Origin of the sequence: uncultured Meiothermus sp. (genome assembly GCF_937863175.1) — a bacterium.
Classification (GTDB): domain Bacteria; phylum Deinococcota; class Deinococci; order Deinococcales; family Thermaceae; genus Meiothermus.
In genome coordinates this window covers 17,140-41,703 of sequence record NZ_CALMCQ010000380.1, presented here as the reverse complement: position 1 = coordinate 41,703, position 24,564 = coordinate 17,140, and the positions used below count along the sequence as shown (strand labels likewise).

20 protein-coding genes are annotated in these 24,564 nt (G+C 61.4%); 18 read left to right on the top strand and 2 right to left on the bottom strand.

Annotated elements, in window-relative coordinates; translation table 11 throughout:
- Positions 1–61: 61 nt before the first annotated feature.
- From pgeF to Q0288_RS14230, 17 genes are all read left to right on the top strand, one after another.
- Positions 62–835: a peptidoglycan editing factor PgeF gene (pgeF, locus tag Q0288_RS14305; RefSeq protein WP_299431721.1), complete on the top strand. Its 774-nt coding sequence runs from the start codon at positions 62–64 to the stop codon at positions 833–835.
- 171 nt (positions 836–1,006) lie between these two features.
- On the top strand, positions 1,007–1,579 hold the full coding sequence (locus tag Q0288_RS14300) for a YqeG family HAD IIIA-type phosphatase (protein ID WP_299431719.1): 573 nt from the start codon (positions 1,007–1,009) through the stop codon (positions 1,577–1,579).
- A 111-nt stretch (positions 1,580–1,690) separates the two neighbouring features.
- Positions 1,691–4,348 carry an ATPase, T2SS/T4P/T4SS family gene (locus tag Q0288_RS14295; RefSeq protein WP_299431716.1) on the top strand — a complete coding sequence of 886 codons (2,658 nt, stop codon included), beginning with the start codon at positions 1,691–1,693 and terminating at the stop codon, positions 4,346–4,348.
- 99 nt (positions 4,349–4,447) lie between these two features.
- The gene (locus tag Q0288_RS14290) at positions 4,448–5,098 is read left to right on the top strand and encodes a hypothetical protein (protein WP_299431713.1); all 651 of its coding nucleotides are present in this window, start codon (positions 4,448–4,450) and stop codon (positions 5,096–5,098) included.
- Between the two features lie 42 nt (positions 5,099–5,140).
- Positions 5,141–6,502 (top strand): dipeptidase, encoded by a 1,362-nt coding sequence (locus Q0288_RS14285; protein ID WP_299431710.1) that lies wholly within the window; start codon positions 5,141–5,143, stop codon positions 6,500–6,502.
- A 21-nt stretch (positions 6,503–6,523) separates the two neighbouring features.
- Complete coding sequence (locus Q0288_RS14280) at positions 6,524–6,730, top strand: hypothetical protein (RefSeq protein ID WP_299431707.1); 207 nt, start codon at positions 6,524–6,526, stop codon at positions 6,728–6,730.
- A gap of 581 nt (positions 6,731–7,311) precedes the next feature.
- Entirely contained in the window at positions 7,312–8,217 is a 906-nt protein-coding gene (locus Q0288_RS14275; protein ID WP_299431705.1) for a CAP domain-containing protein, read from the top strand.
- A gap of 150 nt (positions 8,218–8,367) precedes the next feature.
- A complete protein-coding gene (locus Q0288_RS14270; RefSeq protein WP_299431702.1) occupies positions 8,368–9,279 on the top strand; it encodes a DMT family transporter in 912 nt (303 codons plus the stop codon).
- Between the two features lie 6 nt (positions 9,280–9,285).
- Positions 9,286–9,897: a peptide deformylase gene (def, locus tag Q0288_RS14265; RefSeq protein ID WP_299431699.1), complete on the top strand. Its 612-nt coding sequence runs from the start codon at positions 9,286–9,288 to the stop codon at positions 9,895–9,897.
- 40 nt (positions 9,898–9,937) lie between these two features.
- Positions 9,938–10,960, top strand: a complete 1,023-nt coding sequence (gene fmt, locus Q0288_RS14260; RefSeq protein WP_299431758.1) for a methionyl-tRNA formyltransferase — start codon at positions 9,938–9,940, stop codon at positions 10,958–10,960.
- A gap of 245 nt (positions 10,961–11,205) precedes the next feature.
- Positions 11,206–13,041 (top strand): serine/threonine-protein kinase, encoded by a 1,836-nt coding sequence (locus Q0288_RS14255; protein WP_299431696.1) that lies wholly within the window; start codon positions 11,206–11,208, stop codon positions 13,039–13,041.
- Positions 13,042–13,265: 224 nt separating this feature from the next.
- Positions 13,266–13,574, top strand: coding sequence for a type II toxin-antitoxin system HicB family antitoxin (locus Q0288_RS18090; RefSeq protein ID WP_366914775.1), 309 nt, complete (start codon positions 13,266–13,268; stop codon positions 13,572–13,574).
- A 48-nt stretch (positions 13,575–13,622) separates the two neighbouring features.
- Entirely contained in the window at positions 13,623–16,061 is a 2,439-nt protein-coding gene (locus Q0288_RS14250; protein ID WP_299431693.1) for an ATP-dependent helicase, read from the top strand.
- A 294-nt stretch (positions 16,062–16,355) separates the two neighbouring features.
- A complete protein-coding gene (locus tag Q0288_RS14245; protein WP_299431690.1) occupies positions 16,356–16,766 on the top strand; it encodes an SCO family protein in 411 nt (136 codons plus the stop codon).
- Between the two features lie 2 nt (positions 16,767–16,768).
- A complete protein-coding gene (locus Q0288_RS14240; protein WP_299431687.1) occupies positions 16,769–18,148 on the top strand; it encodes a c-type cytochrome in 1,380 nt (459 codons plus the stop codon).
- A gap of 28 nt (positions 18,149–18,176) precedes the next feature.
- Positions 18,177–18,695, top strand: a complete 519-nt coding sequence (locus Q0288_RS14235) for a hypothetical protein (protein WP_299431684.1) — start codon at positions 18,177–18,179, stop codon at positions 18,693–18,695.
- A 499-nt stretch (positions 18,696–19,194) separates the two neighbouring features.
- Positions 19,195–21,543, top strand: coding sequence for an ATP-dependent nuclease subunit B (locus Q0288_RS14230; RefSeq protein ID WP_299431681.1), 2,349 nt, complete (start codon positions 19,195–19,197; stop codon positions 21,541–21,543).
- 7 nt (positions 21,544–21,550) lie between these two features.
- Here the strand turns inward: Q0288_RS14230 and Q0288_RS14225 are convergent, their stop codons facing one another.
- Both Q0288_RS14225 and Q0288_RS14220 read right to left on the bottom strand, forming a co-directional pair.
- The gene (locus Q0288_RS14225; RefSeq protein ID WP_299431678.1) at positions 21,551–22,225 is read right to left on the bottom strand and encodes a hypothetical protein; all 675 of its coding nucleotides are present in this window, start codon (positions 22,223–22,225) and stop codon (positions 21,551–21,553) included.
- Positions 22,226–22,585: 360 nt separating this feature from the next.
- Positions 22,586–23,431: an aminotransferase class IV gene (locus tag Q0288_RS14220; protein WP_299431675.1), complete on the bottom strand. Its 846-nt coding sequence runs from the start codon at positions 23,429–23,431 to the stop codon at positions 22,586–22,588.
- A 452-nt stretch (positions 23,432–23,883) separates the two neighbouring features.
- On the opposite strand from Q0288_RS14220, the gene Q0288_RS14215 reads away from it, so the two are divergent.
- Entirely contained in the window at positions 23,884–24,444 is a 561-nt protein-coding gene (locus Q0288_RS14215; RefSeq protein ID WP_299431672.1) for a hypothetical protein, read from the top strand.
- Positions 24,445–24,564: the final 120 nt, after the last annotated feature.

Below are 24,564 nucleotides of genomic sequence, written 5' to 3'. Positions count from 1 at the left end.
GACCCTCGCGTAGAGACAATTAATCGCAGGATTTTCTTGATAGTTCTGGCAATTAGGCTGGATGCAGCCCATGGCGGTAGAGGGGTTCTGGTATAACGAGAGTGTGTTGACCAGCCCGCTACTGTCGGTTCCTCACGGCTTTACCACCCGCCAGGGCGGTATCTCGCATGCTCCCTACGACAGCCTGAACCTGGGGCTGTCCACCACCGACAGCCGTGAGAATGTGCTCGAGAATCGTCGGCGGGTACTGGCCCGATTTAACCACCCGCCCCAGGCCGGGTTAAGTCAAGTGCATGGCAGTACCATACACCTGGTGGAGAGGGCAGGGGAGTGGCAGGGGGATGGTCTGCTTTCGGCCACACAGGGGTTGTTGCTCCGGGTCAGTGTGGCCGATTGTTATCCTATTCTGCTGCACGACCCGGCAAAGGGTGTGGTGGGGGCTTTGCACGCAGGCTGGCGCGGGGTGGTTTCGGGCATTTTGCCCAGAGCGCTGGAATTGATGAGTTCTGATTTTGGCAGCCGACTTGAAGAGGTGCGGGTTGTGGTTGGCCCCGGCATCAGCGGCCCTCATTTTCAGGTTGGGGCGGAAGTGGTAGAGCAGTTTGAGCGGGCTGGGCTGCCTTTTTACCACCCCGACGCGGCTTATCCTGGCAAGTACCTGCTGGATCTGGAGCAGACCATTCGTACACAGGCTCTCCGGGCCGGAATTGCCCTCGAGCACTACTGGGCACTGGGACGCTGTACCTATAGCGATCCGGTGTTCTTCTCCCACCGGCGCGATCAGGGTCAGACCGGACGCATGTGGGGGCTAATTATGCTGCCCGGCAGGACATAAGACAGCGGGGATTGGTTTGAGTTGGGGACAAAACATCAGGACGCAGGAATCACCGGAGCCCTGGGCAGAGCGCCCAGCCTGGCACTGTGATAAACATACATTTGGAAACACTTAGCTGACGGTTGAGCAAATGACCTGTAGTCTTACACAAGTTATCGTTACACTATTGGGGTGCTCAAGCCCAGGGCCAGACTCAAATCGGTAACTGCGATCACGTCGCAGTGGCTTCGGGAGCGGGGATTGAAGGCGGTTTTGTTGGATCTGGACAACACCCTGGTGCCCTACAGAACCCTGGGCGAGGCCCCTGAAGGGCTGTTGGAGTGGCTCCAGGCCTTGAAAGAGGCGGGTGTTCAGGTCATATTGGTTTCCAACGGCAGCCGTCGCCGGGTGCACTACTGGCGTGAGAAGCTGGAGATTCCTGGTTTTGGCCCGGCGGGCAAGCCCTGGTTTGGTTTTCGTAAAGCCCTGCGGCGACTGGCCCTGACCCCCCGCGAAGTGGCGGTGGTGGGGGATCAGCTCTTTACCGATGTGCTGGGAGGCAACCTGATTGGGGCCTATACGGTGCTGGTTCCTCCTCTTTCTAAGAAGGAAATGGGATATACCCGGCTGGTGCGAAAACTCGAGCGCTGGGTGTTACGGAACCCCACCTTTGGACTGACGGCAGGAGCCAGTGAGGAATTTGACCCACAAGAGTACCGCCAAGAGCCCACAATAAGCAAAGGCCAGGAGGAAGCGAAGCCATGATCTGCATCACCTGCTGCCGCATGGAAGGAAGCGAAGCCATGATCTGCATCACCTGCGGTCACACCCAAGCAATACCTGGCATCATCCGCTTCACGTAGGAGGACGGGTCGAATGGCGAACGTCTTGACCATTGGGGATAAACGATTGGGCGCAGCCCTGTTGGATATGGGTTTATTGGGGGATGAGGAACTCCAGCGCGCGCTGGAGCAGCACCGCGAGGTGGGGGGCAACCTCTCCGACATCATCGTCGAACTGGGGCTACTATCCGAACGGCGCATTGCCCAGGCCATCGAGGAGACCTTCGGGGTTCCGCTGGTGGAACTGGTGGGTCTGGAGATTGCACCCGAAGCCAAATCGCTGATTCCTGCCGAGCGGGCCAGGGATCTGGGGGCCATTCCTTTCAGCGTGGAAGGCGGCACCCTGCGGGTGGCCCTCTTGAACCCGCTGGACAACCTGGTGCTGGAGGAGCTCGAGGATCTCACCAACCAGATCATCGAGCCTTACCTGACCACCCAGTCTTCGTTTCGCTACGCGCTGGCCCTGCACTACCCCGAACTGGGCCTGGCCGTACCCCCGCCGCCCTCTGCCTCCTCGCCCGGCGAGATGCAACTGGGCGAAATCCTGGTGAACAAAGGGTGGTTGAGCCGCGATGACCTCGAGGCGGCCCTGGTCGAACAGGAGAAGACCGGCGAGTTGCTGGGCCGCCTACTGACGGGCAAGTATGGCTTGCAAGAAGAAAAGCTTTTTCAGGTGCTGGCCGATCAGGCTGGGCTGGAGTTCAAAATTGAGCTGGGAAACCTCGAGCTGCAAAACGAGGTAACAGCCCTTTTGTTGCGCCCCGATGCCCTGCGTTATCAGGCAGTACCCATCCGCCAGGACGGTCAGCAGATCCTGATCGTACTGGCCGACCCCCGCCACCGCCACGCGGTAGCCCAACTGGTCGAGCGCCCAACCAGGTTTATCCTGACCCTGCCCAAAATTTGGGAGACCCTGTTTGGCAAGGCCTATCCCGAAAAGAGCCGCCTGGGTGAGGCCCTGGTACAAGAAGGCAAGCTCAACCGCGCCGCGCTGCAAGATGCCCTTTCGGTACAGCGCCGAATGGGCAAAACCCGCCCGCTGGGCGAGGTGCTGGTAGAATTGGGGTACGTCAACGCCCAGGATGTGGAAGAAGCCCTCTCCAAGCAGCGGCAGGGTGGGGGCCGCCTGGAAGACACCCTGGTGCAGTCGGGCAAGATCAAGCCCGAGATGCTGGCCAAAAGTCTGGCCACCCAGCTTGGCTACCACTACATTGACCCCACCGACTCCCCCCCCGACCCCTCGGTGCTGACCATGGTGCCCGAATCAACCGTGCGGCGCTACACCATCTTCCCACACCATATGGAGGGCAACACCCTGGTGGTCTTGATGAAAGACCCCCGCAACATCCTGGCCATAGACGACCTGCGCATGATCACCAAGCGCGACGTGATGCCAGCGGTCTCGGCGGAGGCTTCCATCTCCAAACTGATCGAGCGTTTCTATGGCGGCTCGACGGGGGTGGAGGAACTGGCCCGCGAATTCGAGGGGAAGAGGAAGGAAGAAGAAGCGGCTGACACCAGCGCCCTCGACGACAACGCGGTGGTCAAGCTGGTCAACAGCATCATCCGCGAAGCCTACTTGCAGGAAGCCTCGGACATCCACATCGAACCGCGCCAGTCCGACATCCTGGTGCGCATTCGGGTGGACGGCAACCTGCGTGAGTATATGCGCCTGCCCAAAGGGGCTGGCCCAGCGGTAGCCTCCCGTGTGAAGATCATGTCCAACCTCGATATTGCCGAGCGTCGCTTGCCCCAGGACGGACGGGTGCGCTACCGCGACCGCTCGATTGACCTCGACTTGCGCCTTTCCTCGCTGCCCACCGTCTATGGTGAGAAGATCGTGATGCGCTTGCTACGCAGGGCGGCCGACATCCCCGAAATCGAGCAGCTGGGCTTTGCTCAGGACATTTTTCAACGCTTCGAGGATGTGATTGCCAAGCCCTACGGCATCTTTCTGATTACCGGCCCCACTGGCTCAGGTAAGTCCTTCACCACCTTCTCGATTTTGAAGCGCATTGCCACCCCCGACAAAAACACCACCACCGTGGAAGACCCAGTGGAATACGAGATTCCTGGCATCAACCAGACCCAGGTGAACCCGGTGGCGGGCCTGACCTTTGCAAAAGCCCTGCGAAGCTTTCTGCGGCAGGATCCAGACATCATCATGGTGGGTGAGATCCGCGACTCCGAGACGGCCAAAATTGCCACCGAGGCCGCCCTTACTGGCCACCTGGTGATTGCTACGCTGCACACCAACGATGCTGCAGGGGCGGTGACCCGTCTGGACGAGATGGGGGTCGAGCTTTTCAACATCTCTGCCGCGCTGGTAGGGGTGCTGGCCCAGCGCCTGGTGCGCAAAATTTGTGAGCACTGCAAGATTCAGGTCGAGGCCGACCCCAGCGTACTGCGCCGCCTGGATATGTCCAAGGAAGACGTGCGCGGCAAGAGTCTGTATAAGGGCACCGGCTGCGACAAGTGCAACGGCTCGGGCTATAAGGGACGCGCTGCCATCCATGAGCTGATGGTGCTGGACGACGAAATCCGCCGGGCCATCGTGGAGGGGCAGTCGGCCACCCAGATCAAGGATATTGCCCGGAAGGGCGGCATGAAAACCCTGCGCGAGGACGGCATCCAGAAGGCCTTTGTGGGCCTGACCTCGCTGGAAGAAGTGATGGCCCGTACCAACGAGTAGAGCCTGGCTCCGGGTGGGGCGGTATACTCAGGAATAGCAAGAGCCAGGCTCTCCTATGCCGTTTGCAAGCTGTGTGGCTACCGGGGTACCAGGGCCAGCATGACCAGGCATCTGCTCAAGTGCGCGGAAGCACATCCCGCCAGAACCAGTGGAAAACCGGTGCGGTTGCTGCATATTCGGGTGGAGGATGGCTACCAGCCCTCGCCCTTCTGGTTGGATGTAGAGGTCAAGGCGACTGCCTCATTGCGGGCTCTGGATAAGTTCTTGCGGGATATCTGGCTCGAGTACTGCGGCCAGTTGAGTCTGTTTGAAATTGAGGGTGCACGGTACGAGGCCTACATTGACCCCTCCTGGGGTGATTACGACTCCAAATCCATGCGGTCTAAGCTGGGTGGGGTGGTGGCGGTGGGCTCGAGCTTCACCCACGAATACGACTACGGCTCTACCACCATGCTGCGGCTGAAGGTGTTGGGCCAGCGCGAAGGCCGCCTGGACAAAGATTTGCGCCTGCTGGCCCGCAACGAGTTGCCGGAGTGGCAGTGCAATGCTTGTGACCAACCGGCCACCCAGATAGACCCCGTGTGCGCCTATGAGATGGACAGTCTCTTCTTCTGTGACCGACATGCCCAGCAGCATGTCAAAACACAACACGGAGGCGACGACTCCATGCTGATGCCGGTGGTGAACTCACCGCGCATGGGGGTGTGTGGCTACGCAGGGCCCGCCGATGAAAGGGCTTATGTAGGCTGATCGCATAGCCCTTACCGCTTTGGGCGGTAGAATCGCTATGCTATGAGCTGGAAAACCTACCTCGAGCAACACCAGTCCGCCCACCTGGCGCAGTTCCGCGATTTCCTCGCCATCCCCAGCATCTCGGCCCAGCCTGCCCGCAGCGAAGATGTACAGCGGGCCGCGCAGTGGTTGGCAGCGCGGTTCCAACAGGCCGGGTTCTGGCAGAGCGGGGTTTTGTCCACGGCAGGGCATCCGGTGGTCTACGCCGAACACTGCCCCTACCCAGCCCGGCCCACGGTACTTTTCTATGGCCACTACGATGTACAGCCTGCCGACAACCCCGAGCGCTGGAACTCCCCTCCCTTCGAACCTACCCTCGTAGATGGGCGCGTGGTGGCGCGGGGCGCATCGGACATGAAGGGTCAGGTGATGGCTTTTCTGCTGGCCGCCGAGGCGCTGATTGCCAGCAACAGCCTCAACCTCAACCTTAAGGCCCTCATCGAAGGGGAAGAGGAGATCAGCAGCCCCAGCCTGCCGGCCTTCATCCAGCAAAACCAGGAGCGCCTCCGCTGCGACCTGATCATCAACGGCGACAGCGGCCAGCTTTCCGAGACCACCCCGCTGTTGGGGTTGGGCGTGCGAGGGATTTGCGCTCTGGAGTTCGACCTCGTAGGCCCCAGCCACGACCTGCACTCTGGCACCTGGGGCGGTGGGCTTCAGAACCCCCTGCACGCCATGGCCGAGCTGGTGGCCTCGTTGCACAACCCAGACGGCAGTGTGGCGGTGAAGGGCTTCTACGACGAGGTGGAGCCTCTGAGCCCGACTCTTCGCGAATGGTACAGGCAAATCCCCTGGGACGAGGCAGCGGAGTTGAAGAAATTGGGCCTGCAAGAGTTCTATGGTGAGGCGGGCTACGCCCACTGGGAGCGCACTACCGGCAGGCCCACCCTCGAGATCAACGGGATGTGGGGTGGCTATACCGGCCCCGGCGGCATGACCGTGATCCCCTCCACCGCCCACGCCAAGATTACCTGCCGTCTGGTGCCCCACCAGAACCCCGAGAAGATGGTGGCGCTGGTGAGGGCCCACCTCGAGCAGCACCTGCCCAGGGGCGTGCGCCTGCAAGTGCGCACCAAAGAAGCAGGTGCTTTTGCCTTCCGCATGAGCGCCGACCATCCGGGCTGTGTGGCCGCTAGGGAAGTGCTGGCCGAGCTCTACGGGGTTCCTCCGGTCGAGGTTATGTTCGGGGGCTCAGTGCCCATCCTCGCAACCCTTAAGCAACTGCTGGGCCACGACCCGGTGAGCTTTGGTTTTGGTCTGGAAGACGAGCTAATCCACTCGCCCAACGAGTTCTTCCGGCTCTCGAGCTTCGAGAAGGGCAAGCAGGGTTACGCGATGTTGCTGGGTCGGCTGGCCCAGTAGACCTCGAGGCCATGCCCGAGTATGCCGACCACAGTTTGGGCCCTGGTACGAAAAGGGAAGATTGAACCCGACGAGGCCCTCGAGCTTCCGGAGGGCACCAAGGTACTGGTGACGGCATTGACCGACGTTACAGGGCAACCGTTCTGGCTCAGGGTCAGCAAGACTTCTCTGGAGAAGACTTGGGACCATTCCCAGGACAACGTGTATGCCGAGTTACTCCAAAGGTGATGGTGTTCTGGTGCGCTATCCATTCACCGACCGCTCGAGTTCTAAAGTCCGCCCGCTGTGGTGTTCCAAGCCGCGCATTCGTCTCGGGACATTTTGACGGTGCCCCTGACCAGCCGGACGGGTAGTCTGCTGAGTGGCGGGTTCGTGTTGGGTGACTGGACTGCGGCTGGCCTGAATGTTGAGACTGCCGTAAAGCGTGGGATTTTCCGTTGGACTCGAGCCTGGTGCTCAAAAAAGCGGGCAGTCTGAGCGAGGGGATTTGGTGCGGCCTGGGCGATCATTACAGGCTTGGTTGGGATTGTGAAGACTCGAGCAGAATCGGCTCATCTTTACTCGAGGTTTGCTAGAAAGACCGAGCACTGGAAGAGATTGCCAAGCTGCCCGAGGACACGCCAGATGCGGTTTGAATGCAAATTCTCAAAGTCGGCGAGGGCGAGTGGCACTGGGAAAGAAACGCTCGAGAAGTCCCAGCATGGCAATCCAGGGCTTAAGGGGTCACGCACCCTGGCCCTGAGTCCACCGAGCCTCCTCTCAGAGAAAACAAACGTTCCTCCTGCGCCTGGGCTCTATCATGCCAAGGGATGAAGGCGTGGCTACTGGTGTTTGCCTTGGTTTGGGGTGGGGCCACGGCCCAGACTGCTTTAGAATTGCAGGTGCTCCAGCGCACCAATCAAGCGCGGGTCGAACGCGGTTTAGGGCCCTTGCAGTGGGATCCGCTGGCCTATAACGCCGCTCTGGGTCATGCGCAGGACATGTTTCGGCGCAACTTTTTTGCCCACCAGAACCCCGACGGCCTGGGGGCCGCAGAGCGGATGCGGGCAGCCGGTGTGCTGGAAGTGACCACCGGCGAAAACCTGGCCAGTTTCGAGGGTTTCCCCAGCGTGGAAATTCCCCAGCGTTCGGTATCGGGCTGGATGAATAGCCCTGGACACCGGGCCAACCTGCTCAAGCCCGACTTTACCCATCTGGGGGTGGCGCTGGTGCGCCAGGGCCGCCGGGTTATGGTGGTGCAGAAGTTCATCGGGCGGCCCTTTGACCCCCAGGTGCGCCTGACCCCTGCGCGGGCCGAGCGCACGGTGCTGGTGCTTTCCGGCACGGCTTCCGGAACGGTAGGGATATTTGTGGGCAACAACCTCTATGCCCGCGTGAACCCCCCCATTAGCACACGCCTCGAGCTTCCCCCCCGGTCCGAGGTGAGCTTCGCGGTTTTTGATGGAAGAACCTGGTGGGCCACCCGTAACGGCGAACGCGGTTTGCAACTGGAAAGCACCCTCGAGCAGACCCAGGTGCCCGGCAAGCAGGTGGTCTTCAACCTTCCAGCAGGCGCCTTCACCCTGGCGGTGGGTTCGCAGCCCCGCTTCTGGCAGAACATCTCGGGGCCGGTGCGCCTCGAGCTGACTCTCCCCGGCACCCTCGAGGTTTTGTGGCTTGGCGTCCGCCGCGAAAACACTGTGAACTACAGCTTCCGCATCCCATTGACGCCTTAACCCAAGGGGAGCAGCGACCAGAGATTCGCACAAGGTTGATCCCGCCCTGGCCTTCTTTTTTGCTGCCCGTCACCCATCCATCAGCCGAAGCTCATCCGGTCAATCCACCCAACTTTGCCCTGGCCCCAGTCTGTGGGCTAAAATCCTTCGGTGGATTCTCGAGTCCTCCTCGCCATTGGCCTCACCATCCTGCCCTGGGCCTCGGCCTTTGCGGGGATTCGTGCTGGGCTTCAGGACTATAGCCCGGCCCACCTCACACTGCTGCGCTTTTTGGTGGCCTCGGCGGTGATGGTGGGCTATGCCCTGCTGACGCGGATGCCCCTGCCGGAGCGCAGGGATTGGCCCAGCCTCTTCATGCTGGGCTTTCTGGGGATCACCGTCTATCACACGGCCCTCAATTTTGGTCAGGTCACGGTGAAAGCGGGGCCAGCCGCACTCCTGATTGCGGTGGGGCCGGTGTTTGTGGCGCTGATGTCGTTGTACTTTTTTCGTGAGCGCTTCTCGACTTGGGGCTGGCTGGGCATCGCGGTGGCATTCTTGGGGGTGGCTCTGATAGCGGTGGGCAACCACCCTGGCAGCTTTCAATTGGAGCCGGGTGCGCTGCTAATTGTGCTTTCGGCTTTCGTGACTTCGGTTTACTTTGTTTTCCAGCGCAGCCTGGTGAAAAAATACAACCCCCTCAATTTCACGGCCTACTCGATCTGGGCCGGGACGCTGCCGCTCTTAGCCTTCTGGCCGGGGCTGGTGTCCGAGATGCAGGCCGCTTCGGCCCAGGCCACCTGGAGCGTGGTCTATCTGGGGGTGTTGCCGGGTGGCCTCTCGTACCTGACCTGGAACTACGCCCTGAGCCGTGCGTCTGCTTCCAAAGTGACCAGTTTTCTCTACATTTCACCCGTCCTCGCCATTCTGATTGCCTATATTTGGCTGAGGGAAGTGCCGGGTGTGCTGGCCCTGGTGGGAGGGGGCATTGCCCTGGCGGGGGTCATCATCGTAAACACCCTGGGGAAAGTAATCCAGAATGGAACGGACGATAGACAATCGGCTATTGACCATAGACAATAAACACCAATGGCCGAGATTTTCCCCATCCGCCTCTACGGCGACCCCATTCTGAAGAAAAAAGCCCAGCCGGTGCAGGACTTTAGCGGCATACCGCAGCTTGCCGAGAACCTGCTCGAGACCATGTTCGAAGCCAGAGGGGTGGGTCTGGCGGCACCCCAGGTGGGCCTGGGCCAGCGGCTTTTCGTGGCCGCCGAATACCTCGATGATGAAGGAGCGGAAGAAGGCCCCGAGGCCGACCTCAAAACCCGCATCAAACAACTGTATGTGATGGTCAACCCGGTCATCACCCATCGCTCGGGCCAGCAGTCCATCACCGAGGGCTGCCTTTCGCTGCCGGGCCTCTATGCCGAAGGAGCGCAACGCGACCTGCAGGTGCGGGTCGAATACCAGGATGAAGGAGGCGCGAAAAAAACCCTCGAGGCCGAGGGCTACCTGGCGGTGGTGGTGCAGCACGAGATAGACCACCTGGACGGCATCCTCTTCTTCCAGCGCATGTCCTTTGCCGACAAACAAAAATTCCTCGACCTTCACCGCGAAGACCTGGCCGATTTCCAGCGCCAGGCCAGGGCTTTTCTGCGCGAGGAAGTCGGGCGTCAGGCGGCAGGGAAGCAAAGGTAGTTTGGTTGAAGGTGAATCACTGATCGAAAGGATAAAAGCCATCCACTATCAGCCATCCACTATCAGCCATCAGCGACGCGGGGTGGCCTTCTTTGGCTCGCCGGCCTGGGCGGTGCCGGTTTTGCAGGCCCTGCACCAGCACCACCAGGTGGTGCTGGTCGTGACCCAGCCGGACAAGCCAGCAGGCCGGGGTTTGCAACTCACGCCTTGCCCGGTAGCGCAGTGGGCCGAGGCCCAGGGCTTGCGGGTGGAGAAGCCCGCCAAACTCCGCAAAAACCCCGACTTTTTGGCACTTTGCAGAACCCTGAACCTGGATGTGGCGGTCACGGCGGCCTATGGCAAAATCCTGCCCGCCGATTTGCTGGAAGTTCCCCGGTTTGGCTTCCTTAACCTGCACCCCTCCGACCTGCCCAAGTACCGTGGCCCCGCGCCGGTGCAGTGGACGCTCATCAACGGCGATGCCGAGACTGCGGTCTGCATCATGCAGACCGATCTGGGGATGGATACCGGCCCAGTGGTCGCTAAATGGCGCACCAGCGTCGAGCCGGACGAGACCGCGGTGGAACTTGCGGGCCGCTTGCGCGACAAGGGAATTGAGCTGCTGATAGAGGCCATCGGCAATTTGGAATCCCTCAACCTCACCCCCCAGCCCAGCGCCGGAACCCATGCCCCGATGCTGGAAAAGGACGACGGGAAGATTGTCTGGGAGCGTACTGCCAGCGAAATCTACAACCGCCATAGAGGTGTCCAGCCCTGGCCGGGTAGCTGGTTTGAACACCAGGGAAAGCGGGTAAAGGTCATCAGAATGTCCAGGGTCGAGAAGCTGGCTTCGCCTCCAGCCGCAGGAGGCGGCGGGGCGGGTCAGGAGCCCAGCGACAACAACCCAGTAAACGTCCAGCCTGCTGCGCCTTCATCTGTTGTGCAAATCCTGGATGGCCTGACGGTTGCCACCGGGCAGGGGTGCCTTGCCCTGCTTGAAGTTCAGCCGGAGGGCAAAAAGCCAATGTCGGCGCTGGACTGGGCCAGGGGTGCCCGAATCCAACCCGGCAACCTGCTGCAATGAAGCCTGCCTGGGGTGCGGATACACGGACTCCAGGATATGCGATACTAAAGAATCGCAGACCTGGAGAGATTTTTTTGGTCAACAACTCCCGGCTTGAAATTTCTGGATAAATTAGACCTCATGCGAAATTTCCCCAGCGCCATAAGATTCGCCATGCCCGGCGTAGTTATTCGCTACGGGCTATCAGCTCTCGGCGACTTCTGCAAGAAGCCTATCCCATCCTGGTTGCATAGCCCACGGGTACGATGGATAAGGTGAAGCTGGCCGGGCGTTACAGGCTCGAGGCCCCCCTGGGCGAAGGAGGGATGGCCGAGGTCTGGCGGGCCACCGACGAGCGCATGGATCGCCTGGTGGCCGTCAAAATTCTGCATACCTATATTCATCCCAGTGAGCGCAGCCGCTTCTTTCGGGAAGTCAAGGCCCTTTCCCGACTTTCGCACCCCGGCGTGGTGCAGGTCTTCGATCTGGGCGAGGAGCAGGGCCGCACCTATTTTGTGATGGAGCTGGTGGATGGCGGCAGCTATGACTGTATCGGCCCCTTCGAGGATGGTATGGAGGGGATGCGCCTGCTCACGGCCTCGGTGAAGGTACTCGAGGCCCTCGAACACCTGCACCACCGGGGCGTGATCCACCGCGACCTGACCCCTCGCAACATCCTGGTCACGCCCGAGGGTCAGCCCAAGGTGATGGACTTTGGCCTGGCCTACCTGATGCAGGAAAGCCGCCACTTTACCCGTACCGGCATCACTGTGGGCACGCCGGAGTACATGGCCCCCGAGCAGGCCAAGGGTCTGCCCCTCACCCCGCAGGCCGATCTCTACAGCTTTGGCGCAGTACTCTACCGCACTTTCAGCGGCAAGCCCCTGTTCGAAGGCGAAAACGACCAGTCGGTACTCTATCAGCACGTCTACGAGACACCTAAGCCGCCCCACAGCATCAACCCGGCCATTCCTGCCGAGGTGTCCAGTCTGATCCAGTCGCTGCTGTTGAAGGCCCCCAGCGACCGCCCCGCCAGTGCCGCGACCGCCCAGGCAGTGCTGGAAGAAACCCTGCGCAAATACCGAGAAAGCCTTTCGGCTACCCCCAGGGCCGGGGCCAGCCGCAGTGGGCACTACCCCACCGGCCCGGCCCGGCCCGAAAAACTGGAACTGCGTGGCACCTACGACCTCTCGGGCGAGGTGGCCTGGCCTGGCGAGCTGGTGGCCCGCGAAGGTAGCCTGTGGGTGGGGGCTGGACAGGGCATCGCCCGCCTCGACCTGACCGATGGCTCGGTCTACCGCCAGCGCCTGGGCGACGAGGTCACGGCGCCGCCGGTGGTGACCGACGAGCGGATCTATGTGGCCGCCTGGGATGGCCGCCTGACCGGGATGTCCCTCTCTGGACGGCCCATCCTGAGTTTTCCCACCCGTGCCGAGATTACCGCCGCTCCCCTGGTGGGCGAACTCATCTACCTGACTGGGCGCGACGGCTTTCTCTACGCCCTCGACGCCAGCGGCACCCTGCGCTGGGGCTTCCAGGCCGGGAGCGAGCTTTCGGCCTCACCTACCCTCTACCGGGGGCTCTTGTTTGTTGCCAGTGAAAACGGCTGGCTCTATGCCCTCGATCCCTTGAGCGGGCACCTGCGCTACAAGGTGGAGGCGGGGGCCGTCCACACCGCTATGCCGGCCCGTGGGGGTCTGCTTTTCATCCCCACCTGGGCTGGAGAAATACACGCCTTCGACCCGCTCACCCGCGAGGTGAGGTGGAGCTACGACCTCGAGGGTGAACTCTGGGGTGCACCCGCCCTGGACGCCCAGCAGGTCTATGCCGCCAGTTGGGCCGGCAAGCTGTATGCCCTCGACCAGAAAACCGGCGATGAGGTATGGGAGCTCGAGGTGGGCAAGGTTACCGCCGCGCTCTCGACTGCCCATGGCGTACTCTATCTGGGCACCGAGGAGGGGCGGGTGCTGGGGGTGGAGACCCGTGCTGGCCGCCTGGTCTTCGAGGCGACGGGCCTTGGCCCCATCCAGGCGCCGCCCCTGCCCTACCGGGGGGCGCTGTTTGTGGCCACGCTGGCGGGTAAGCTATATAGATTTGCTTGATACACCGGGCTTGGATGGGGCGCTACGAGAAGCTGTTGTTGAAAATTCTGCGCGGAACGTCCGACGCCAGTATTTCCTTCTGATGATCTGCGCCAAATGCTACTTTGTCTGGGGTTTGAAGAGCGCATCAAAGGCAGCCACCACGTGTTTCGCAAACAAGGGGTTGAGGAGCTCATCCACTTGCAGCCAGTGATAGTGCGCTACAAGTAAGGGGGTGAGAGCTAGTGTACAAGTACGAAATCATCATCTATTGGAGCCAGGAAGACGATGCTTTTATTGCCGAAGTGCCAGAACTTCCCGGTTGTATAGCCCATGGACAGACCGCAGAACAAGCCCTTGCCAATGCCCATCAAGCGATTGAGTTGTGGATTTGGAACGGTCAAAGAATTTGGCGACCCCATCCCCGGGCCCAAAGGGCGGCGCTTGCAGTTTGCCTGAGGGCGCGGCCCCAAAAACCTCTGCTTGACGCAGATACGTTTTCAACTACCAGCCTCTCTCACCAGGGGAGAGGAGCTTTCTCGAACGCCCTCTAGGCTGGAATACCTGGGGGACAACCTGTTCTTGGGTAGACTGTTCAGGCTGTGTCTTTGCGCCTGACCGACGAACAACAAGCCATTGTGGCCCATAACGAGGGGCCTGCGCTGGTGTTTGCGGTGGCGGGAGCGGGCAAGACTACGGCGCTGGTGCATCGTTTGGAACGCCTGGTACGCGAGAGGGTTTTTGAACCGCGCCGGGTGTTGGCAACCTCCTTCAGCCGCCTGGCGGTGGACGACCTCAAGCGCTCGCTCTCGAGCTGGCCCCACACCCAGGGGGTGCAGGTTTCCACACTGCACGCGCTGGGCTACCGCATCGTGCGCAAGGCGGCTTCGGAGGGGCTTGTGAAGCTGGCCGAGGTCAAGGAAGAGGGCTCCGAACAGGCCCTGTTGCAGCGTACCCTGCGGCGGGCCAGGGACTTGAAACTGCCCTGGGCGCCCGAACTGGAAAACCTCGAGTCCGAAGACTTTCTGAGCTACGTGGGAGCCTGCAAAGGAAACCTGCAGTACGCCGATCTGAAGGGGGCCGGTCTGCCGCCCGAGGCCCTGAAAGTGGCCTCGCAGGCCCGTGCGCCCCAGGAACTCGAGTGGTATCTCGAGCTTTACAGGCTGATGGAGCAGGTTCGGCAGGAGGAGGGCCTGCTTACCTTCGACGACATGCTGATGAGCGGCTGGGAGGCGCTGGTGCGCTATCCCGACATTCTGCAAACCGTGCAAAAGGCCTTTCAGGCCGTGCTGGTGGACGAGTTTCAGGATGTGAACCTGGCCCAGTCGGAGATGCTGGATTTGATCACCGCGCCGCACCGCAACTATATGGCTGTGGGTGACGACGACCAGACCATCTACGAATGGCGTGGGGCCTCGCCGCGCTTCATCCTCGAGTTTGCCCCACGCTACCACGCACAAAAATACCTGATCCGCGACACCTTCCGCTGTCCCGCGCCGCAGGTCGCGCTAGCAGACCGGGTGATCGCGCAGAACCAGAACCGTGAGCCCAAGCGCCTGAGCCTGACCAAAGGTTTTGGGGGCCGGGTGCATATTCGCCTGGAGCCCCATATGCCTGCCCAGGCCCAGAGCCTGGTCAGCGATATTGCAGGACTGCTGGCCGAAGGCCGCAAGGCCACCGAGATGGTGGTGCTGGTGCGGCTCTACGCCCAGACCCCCTATATCGAGCAGTGTCTGATCGAGCGGCAGATCCCCTACCGGGTGGTAGGCAGTGTGCCCTTCTACCAGCGCCCAGAAATTCAAGTTTTGCTGGCCTACCTGCGGCTGGCCCAGTCCCCTACCGCTGCGCGGAGCCCCCTTGGTAAGGGGGCCAGTGCTGAGGTTTTGTGGGGGGATTACAAGCGCCTCTGGCTACAAATCTACAACACACCAAAACGCTACCTGACCCGTGCCCTGGCCGACTCGGTCTGGCGGCAGGTGGAAAAGGGCGCCTCGCTGGTGGAAGCGCTCGAGGCGGCGATGGCGGGCGCAGAGGAGCGGGTCGCCCGGCGGCTGCGCGAGCTGGCCGAACTGTTCGAGTGGCTGGGGGGAGCGGTGGAACGAGGCTCGGCCCACGCGGTGCTGGAGGCGCTGGACTCGCGCCTGGACTACCGCCACCACCTGCTGCGTTCCTCGGGCTTCTACGAGGTGGGGGCGGGCAAGACCGAAGGCGTGCGGGCTTTTCTCGAGTATGCCCGAGATAAGGGCAGTGCGCACGAATTGCTCCGGCACATCGAGCTTCTGGCTCAGGAACACCTGGGCGACGACCCCGCACAGGACACCCGCGAGCGGGTTAGCCTGATGACCATCTTCCGAGCCAAGGGGCTGGAGTGGCCTCTGGTCTTCATCCCCGACTGCAACGAGGGTACCCTGCCCTACAGCGGCTCGGAGAACCTCGAGGAAGAACGCCGCCTGTTCTACGTGGCCCTGACCCGAAGCTCCCAGCACACCTATCTGTATGCCCTGTCTAGCCTGCCACTCTCGCCCTTCCTCAAAGAAGCCGAGCACCTGCAAGTCCTGGGTGCGGTCGAGCGGGTTGGGGAAGCACTGGTTCTGAAGGCCGAGGAACTTTCCACTGCCCAGACCCTGGCCCTGGCCCATGGCGCATACAAACTGGGCCTGGAACGCTATCTGTTCCAGTGGTGGAACTCCCAGCAGCCACACGAGATCGCTGCCAAGGTTCTGCGGCTGTTCGCCCTCGCCGAGCGGGAGCGCTGGTCGGAAGCGCTGGGCCTGGCCCCCCAGGCCAGAGGCGTTTGGGAAGCTTTCGACGCCGAGCCCGGCGAAAGGACCGACGGCGAGTTTGCGGACCTCGAGCGCTTTATCTTCAAGCCCCTCACGGCTTCCAGTCAAGCCATCCTCACTGCCGGACAAAAAGTCAGGCACGCCCAGTTTGGCACCGGGCTGGTAGTTAGCCTGGACGAGGGGGTTGCCACCATTGCCTTTGGCGATGGGGTACGCAGACTGGCCCTGCGCTATGCCCGGCTGGAAGTGGTGGGATGAGGCTTGGGTGGGCTTCAGCTTGATTTCAGTCTGCGGGACTATTTTACAGAGGAGAGTGAAAGACCCTTATTCATGACGTAGGGTGCAACCGATCGGTTTTCTTTCCGGGCAATTCCAGCCATGATAGTGAAAATGAAACCACTTCTACGCAACCTTCTCCTTTTCTTATGTGCGGGTTGGGTATGGGCGCACGGAGGACATTATTTGCCCGCTTCGGGGCCGGGCGCCGCCGATTTCAAACCTGCCAAAACCCTGCCAACCGTTGAGCTTCGCTCCCACCAAAACAAGGCTGTGATGTTTCCCCCCAGAGGCCTCGCGGTGGTGCTCTTTGGCTACACCCGGTGCCCGGATCTTTGCCCCCTCACGCTGGGCCGCCTGCTGCCAGCCTACGAAGCCCTGGGCTCACCCCCAGACCTGCAACTGATGCTGCTCAGCGTGGACGAGCGCGATACCCCCCAGGCGCTGCAAACATATCTGCGGGGTTTTGCTCCGATCCAGGGACTTACGGGCAAGCCCGAAGCCATTCGTCAAATTGCCGATGTTGCCAGGGTTGAGTACAACCCGGCTCCGGGGGGACGGCTGATCTTTCACACCGATGCGATGGCCCTGCTGGACTCCGAGGGGCGTCTGGTGCGCATGTTGTATGGGGTGAGCCGCCTTTCCACCGCTAAACTGAAAGAAGAAATAGCCCGTTTGCTGAGGTAACCATGCCGAAACTTTCCGTTCTGGTTATATTCTTTTTCGCGCTGGGGTTGATGGGTGCTGGGCCTACCCACCCCCCCACCTACCACGGGGAAGTGGCCGAAATACTGCAAGCCAATTGTGCAGCTTGCCATACCGAAGGGGGCATAGCCCCTTTTCCCCTGGACGATGCCCGCTGGGCCAGGAATATGGCTGCTGCCATCGCGGATTCGGTGAAGCAGGGCCGAATGCCGCCCTGGCCCCCCGGACCGGGTACCCCGCCGCTCAAGCACGAGCGCAAACTTTCCGAAAGTGCCAGGGCTGCGTTGGTAGCCTGGGCCGAGGCGGGCGCGCCGCTGGGCGATCCAGGGCCGGTGGCTGCCAAAGCCGCGGCCCCCTTGCCTCAGCCCGATCTGGTAGCAGGGCTCAACCCACCCTACACACCCGACGATGCGATGCTGGATGATTACCGCTGCTTCCTGATGCCTGCCACCTTCGACAGCGACACCTACATGACCGGTTACAAAATTATTCCTGGCGACAAACGCAGCGTACACCACGTGATCTTGTTCCTGATTGGCCCCGATATGGTGGGGGCTGCCGAGGCCAAGGATCGGGCCGAGACCGGCCCTGGTTGGAAATGCTTTGGCGGGCCGGGCCTCAGCAGCGACCCCCGCAACATAGGGGGCATTTTGGGGTTCTGGGTGCCGGGCGGCGGTGCAACCCTGCTGCCGGAGGGTACCGGACGGCTTTTGCGGGCGGGTAGCCGGGTGGTTATGCAGGTGCACTACAACACCTCTTCGGGTGCCAACCCCGACGCTACCCAGATGGCTTTATATCTAGCCCCCAAAGGCACCCAGCTCAAGCGATTGGTGGGCATGACCCTGGCGGCACCCGTCGAAATTAAGTGCCCACCGGGCATGACCGGCGAGCAGTGCACCCGCGAGTACGCCCGCGCCAAGACCGAGCTGGGCTTCATTGCCGACTGGATTCACCTGTTGTGCAACACCTCCATCGAAGCTTACGCTCGGCGTGAGGTGGGCGATGGCAGCCGGCAGGCCACCTCCTGCGACTGGACGGCACAGAGCAGTATGGAAGTCTACGGTGTGACCGCCCACATGCACCTGCGGGGGGTGGAGTTCAGAGTTGAAGTCAACCCCGGCAGCCCCAGTGCCAGAACCCTTCTGAACATTCCACAGTGGAACTTTCAGTGGCAGGGTGAGTACTGGTACCAGACCCCCTTCCGATTGCGCCAGGGCGACCGGGTGCGGGTGACCTGTGTCTACGACAACAAGTCGGCCATTCCTGGCCCTGGCGGCGAGTCGCTCCAGCCCCGCTACATGACCTGGGGCGAAGGTACTACCGATGAGATGTGTTTGGGTTCCTTGTTTGGGGTGAGAGAGTAGGGGAGAGGCCGTGTGGCGCGGGGCAATTTTGCCGACAATAGCCATCTGGACTTGGGGCCTTGCGGCCCTGGGCTGGGCCCAACCGAGCGACCCGCCCGTGCTGGATCGCTGCCAGGCTATCTCCCAGAATCTACGCCCCCAGCTTGCCTATGCCGAGCGGGCCGCACCCCAGCGCTTCTTTTTGCGTCTGGTGCTGGGAGCCGATGGTCTGCCGGTGTCGCGAATTACGGTGAACATTGACCTGACCCCGGTTCCACTGGGCCTCGAGGAAATTGCCGTACTGGTTCTCGAGCGGCCCGTGCAAGATGCCCTGCGCCTGCGCGGTATGCTGGCCCGACACTTTGATAGGGCGCTGCAAAACATCAGTCTGGGCAACTGGTACGTGGTGGAGCCACGGGGCTTCCGCTGCTTTCTGACCTTCCAGGGCCGGGTGGTGGGGATCATCCGGCTGAATCCGAACCTCGAGCCGCTCTCCGACCCCCGCTGGCTTCAGGCCTACCGGCGTTCGCCGGTGCGGTTTCCGGCGGTGGAGCCTGCGACTCGCTAGGTGGGTTGGATTTGCTTAACTCCTCCGCATACCGAAGGAACCAGGCGCATTTGCACCATGAAGACTACAGCGATGGGGGCGATCACGGACTGGCTACCCCGCACCCCACCTTCCAATGCCGGGAGACCGAATGGCCGACCCACCGGCAGTTGGGCTAAAGTTCAGCCTAGAACCGCAGTAGTTTCGAAGGGTGACAAAACCTTTGGCCTGAGTGTTTCAGATTGATCTGAAGCCGGGGGTGGCTCGACTACCTCGAGCGCGGCGGAATCATGCTCCATGCCCGCCCGTTCAACCACCGTTAACCGGTCATCTTTTGGCCGCATGGAGGAGGTTCTATGAGAAAAGGGGTGGGTTATTCCACCCCCTCTGAACCGTCCAGGTCTAGCCGCCGCTGGGTTTAGGGTCTTCCCTCAGCAAGGGGGGTGTCTGAGCAACATGCGTATGCCCGGAAACGCCAGCAGGTAGCAGAGACCAACGGCTGTTGGATTATAGTTACCCCGTGCACCTCCTCGTGGGCCCCCCGGCCTCGAGCAAGACCACCCGCTTGCTCGAGGTCGCCCAGTCCTTTTTGCTTAAGCGCAAGCGGGTCTGGTGGGTCTGCTTGCCTGCACAAAAAGCCTATGTCTACCGCCGGGCTACCCAGGGGGGTGCGGTGCTGGGGCTGGAGGTGCTCACCTCCCAGCAGCTCTACTACCGCCTGCTGGCAGCCAGCTTTGGCCTCAAGCCCATCCTGACCGGGCCAGGCCGGGTGGCACTGGTAGGCGAAGCACTCATCTCGGGCGACAGCCCTTTGCCGAGTCCGGGTGAGGCCCGCCTGTTTGCCCGCTCCATTGCCGAGGCCAAGCGCAACGGAGTAATGCCCGCCGAAATTCCCCAGCTTAGTCCCGAAGCCCGGCGCTTGCAGCAGGTCTATGCGCGCTACGAAGAACTCAAAGACCACATGGGTCGCTGGGATTACGACGACTTTCGTTCGGGGGCGCTGGACTTGCTGGAGCGGGGTACGGCCCAGATCGAGGCCGACCTGGTGGTGGTGGATGGCTTCCGCGAGCTGGGTGTTCTCGAGCTGCGCCTCCTGCAAGCCTTGTCCAGAGAAGTTCCGGTCTGGGTCAGTCTGCCCGAAGCGCCGCCGGGGTTTAGACCCGACGAGGTGCTTGGCCATAGCTTTATCCACACCCAGACCTACCGCGCCCCGAACCCGGTCAGCGAGGCTCGCTGGGTGCTGCGTTCGATCAAGCGCGACCTGGCGCTGGGAATGCCGGCTTTAGAGATTGCGGTGATTGCGCCGGAGTCGCGGATTCCGGCACTGCTAACCCTGGCCGATGAGTACGGCCTGCCACTCATTTCGCAACTGTCCAGCACCGCCGCCGAGACCCCCGAGGGACGGCTCTTGCTCGAGCTGCTGGATCTGCCCGACTACCCCACCCCGACCCGCCTTCTGGCGGTACCGGATCTGGCCCCGCTGGGCCGGGTGGCCCTCGAGCGCAGCCTGGTAGGCCCCCAGGCCATTACCCGGCTGGCCCTGGAGCTGGGAATGCAGGAGGTCTGGACGGCCTGGCTTTCCCGTCTCAAGCTCCCTGGTGAGGAAGGGTCTTCGTTTGCCGGAAGCCCACAGAACCCAGCTTTGCACCCCTCGCTGGCCTGGGCCAACGAACTGCTGGACTCACTGCCCGAGGTACGCCACAGCCCGCGCCGGGCCACCCTGATGGAACGGGCCCTCGAGGCCCACCGAATTGCGATTGGCCCGGATTTTCGCCACTGGTGGGCGGCACTGCTGGCCGAGACCTACCAGCCACACCGTCCGCCGGGAGGGGTGGCCCTGCTCACCCCCACCCTGGCCTCGGGGCAGCGCTGGAAAAAGCTCTACCTGACCTATGGGGTGGAGGGGGCCTATAGTTCCAATGAACAGGAAGACTACTTTATCCCCGAGGAGTTGCGGGCAGGGTTAGAGCAGGTCATGCGGCTGGTTCAAACCAGGGTGGGGGGCTTGCTGCCCCGGCGTTTTTTGGGGCGGGATCGCCTGCTCCTGGAAGAACTCAAAACCCGCGCGGACGAGGTGATCATCACCTACCCCGAGGCCAGCCAGGAGGGGCCGCTGGAACCGGAGCCCGTATTGATCGCGGGAAAACCGGCCTACCCGCCCAGACTGCCCCCGGCCAGCCTGCTGGAGATGGCTCGCTCCGAAGGTTACCAGGCCCCTCTCAGCCCGGTTAATTTGGGCAGAGCCCGGGTGGAAGCCCTGCGGCGCTATAGCGAGTGTGGTTTGCAGTACTGGGCCTTTCAGTTTGACCACCAGCCCACCCAGGAGTGGTGGCGGCAGTGGGTGCGTGAATTTCGCAAAGCCGAGAAACTTGTACCGGCGCGGCTTCAGGCCCTGGCCCAGCAGTTTCCCCAGGCCGAGGGCTGGATGCGCCATCACCAGGAAAGCCTGAGCGAGTTAAACCTGGGATTCAGGCTGGAAGGCCAGGGTTTGGAGGTACGCTTAGATGCGGTCTTGCGCAAGGGAACCGAGGCCCACCTCTACCGCTTTGTAGCGCCCAACACCCATCCCGAAGACGCCAGCCAGCAGGTGCGTCACCGCTGGAGCGAGCGCTGGGCAGCGGGCTATCTGCTTTCTGAATTTGCCGGACGCATCAACAAAGTGTACCTCTGGTCCTGGCCGGTTCTGGGCGATCCGGTGCTGGTCTACGACAAGCCCGTCGAAAAGGTCTGGGGTGTGCTGGCGAACCTCCTGAGCAAGGCCCAGGAAGTGCACAGCCGCTATAAGGCCGGGGTGGTGGAGCCCAACCCCGGCTTCCGCTGCCGTAGTTGTAGCGTTAGAGATGTGTGCCGCGAAGGAAAGCCGGGGTAGGTCTTCTTCAGAATCGGAATGACAGTGAAAGGCTAAAAGGCGTGGCCAGGCGGGGCATGGCGTAAAACTCGTCGGGCGGAAGCAGGAATAGCGAGATTTCCGGCGCCACTGCAAAGCGGCCTAGTGGGAGGTTAACTCCGATGCCGAAGCCCGGATTCAGGCGCAACCCGCTGCAACGCAGGGGGGTGTTGCCCACGCTCAGGCACTGCACATAGGAATACAGGCGGGGGCCAATGTAGCCCTGTCCGGTCTCGAGTGCAATGGGCCAGAAATACCCCAGATCCAGCCCTACACCGCCGCCGTTTACCGTTTCGGTAAGGTAGTTCGTTCCGTCGTAGCGAAAGGTGTTAAAGGTTTCCCAGGCCACGCTAAGGGCCGCCGTGAAGCCATCGTGCACATAAGAACCACGGGCAAAAGCCGAAGCCCCACCTCGCGGGGCCACAATCAGGTCGGCCCCCCAACCCCCCACCGTGTACTGAAACCCGAACCCTTCCGGCCCCGTGCGCAACCCCAACGCCGCCGTACCGTCGGCAGACCGTACCCTGGCTGCCATGGGCGTGGACACGAAGGGTACCAAACTATTGCCATACCCGATAGCTCCGGGTGGGGCCACGTTGGAGGGGGCGCAGGAGGACAACGATAAAGCCGCCAGTACTGCCGAAATAATGTATAAAGGTTTCATACAGATTAATACTAGCCAGCCCAACCGCAACAGCAAGTTCAAATGCCCCTGCAGCGTCGTGCTTGGTGCCGTTAGCTGTGTTCGGTCTAGCACCGATTTCCGTTGAACAGGTCAGTCATGACCCAGGCAGGCGGAGGGCTGAAGGCCGAAGGCCAAAAGCAACGAGCAGCGCCTCGACTCTCGGCAAGAGACCTTTGACGTTTCACTTCTGTTGTCTTGGTACCTGGTGGAATCCGGTACAAGTGGTTACACGATACATCTGTACCATGCACAGGCCGAAAGCCCCTCGGGTACTCGGCCAGGGGCGACTCAGTCCGAGGTCGCTTCTCCGCCCATTGGTCAAACCTGCCCTGGCGCAACTTAACCAGCTACGGTGCGGCTTGCCAGGTAGGCTTCCAGGTGCTCGCGGAAGGCTTTCATCAGGGTCTGGGTGAAAGGCCCTACCTTACCATCGGCTACCGGTCGGTCTTCAATCTGGGTGATGGGCATGACCTCGCGGGTGGCCCCGGTCAGGATGACCTCGTCGGCTGAGAAAAGCTCGGGTAGCATGATGCTACGGAATTCGATGGGCAGGATAAGTTTGGCGACTTGCAGCAGGTGCATCCGGGTGATGCCCGGCAGTACGCCTTCCAGGTCGGTAATCAAGACCCCGTTCTTGATGATGGAGAGACTGCTGCGCCCTCCCTCCGAGACCGTGGTGCCATTGTGGTAGACCACCTCGGTGGCCCCTTCGGCCCGTACCCGCTTGCCGAGCCTGACCGCGACCAGGTAGTCGGTGCTTTTGGCCAGCGGCATCTCGCGCAGGTTCTGGTGCAGGATGATTTTGGCTCCCTGCTGATAGTAAACCGCAGGGTGTGATTTGATCTCGAGGGGGGCCATGACCAGGTTGGGGGTGCTGGGGGTAAAGGCGTCGGGCGAGTAGCCGCCGGTCAGCACCAGCTGGATGCCGGCCCGCTTTAGTTCGTTGAGCCTGATTAGCTCGTAGATGAGGGCCTCGAGCTGGCTGCGGGTAAAGGGAATCTCGAGTTCCAGCATCCCGGCGGTGTTCTCAAAGCGGCTCAGGTGGTCTTCCAGAAAAACTGGAACTCCCTGCAAGATACGAAAAAACTCGAAGGCCCCATAGCCCCGCCGCAGGCCCAGGTCTGAGATGTGGAGGGTGGCCTGGTCGTAGGGTACAAACTTGCCATTCAGGCTTACAAAGCGCACAGGCTGATTTTATACCTTGCAGTTCGCGATTCCAACCGGAGCCTCCTCGCTGGTATGGGCTATGCCAGAAAGGGAGGGCTCGCAGTCAGTAACTTAACAGAGACCTGTCCTTCTCCGCCTTTGCCGAGGCGATTACGCATCGGGCAGCACGGCGCATCAGATTCTTCACAACACTACCGCTCCGCTCGGAATGGCACCGGCCCTGCAGGGTGGTTGGACGATCTTTTACGCCCAAAAGAACCTGGCGTAAGCCCTGCCGCTCCCAGGGTAGACATAACTGAGCGGAAACGAGGGAACTTCCCAGCAGGGGGTGGTGCAGCGGCTGGCACGAGTGGGATGGTAGGAGGGCAGTGTTAGATGTATCTAATACCAGCCTAAACCCGGGCTAAGGCGCATTGCCTAAATTGCCTTTCGAACCGGCCGGCCCGGTTAGAGGTAAACGGAGGAAAGAGATGAAAAAATACTTGATAATCCTGGCAACCCTGTTCACGCTTGGCGCGGCACTTGCAAACACCCCGGCCCAGTCCACCCCAGCCCCTAACCAGACCCTGACGGAGCTGGCTAAGGCGGTAGGCCTGCAACCCGCAGATTACGCCAGGCTGGTTGTGGTTCTGGGTGAGAGCACGGCAGTAGCGGTGATCGGCCTGCAGGCCGAGTTCAAGCTGGAGAAGAGCAAATTTCGCAAAGAGTTCAGGGATATTTCCGCAGCCCTGATGGATCTGGTCGAGGTTGGAGTTGCAAGGGATACGGCCATGAATCTCTTGAGGTCAGCCATTGTTGCCGACCCCAGTCTGGATGAGGTTACGACCATCACTGCCCGGGTGATAGATCTAAAGGCAAAAGGCGTGAGCCTCTCTGAGGCGCTGGCCATTGCAAAAGCCGAAGTTGCCAGGGATCGCAGTGACGACGATGATGACGATGATGACGACGATAATCGGGCGGATGACGACCAGGACGATAAGGATGACGATAGCAAAGACGACGACCGCGACTCAGATGAAGATGACGACTAAAGATAAGTAGGCCCTTAACCACAGTTTTTCCCGCACTCCAGCCCCTCTCGTTGGCGTAAAGCGCTTCAACGAGAGGGGTTTCTGCAGGTAAAAAATCACACCCGGTCATCCGGCTCGGTA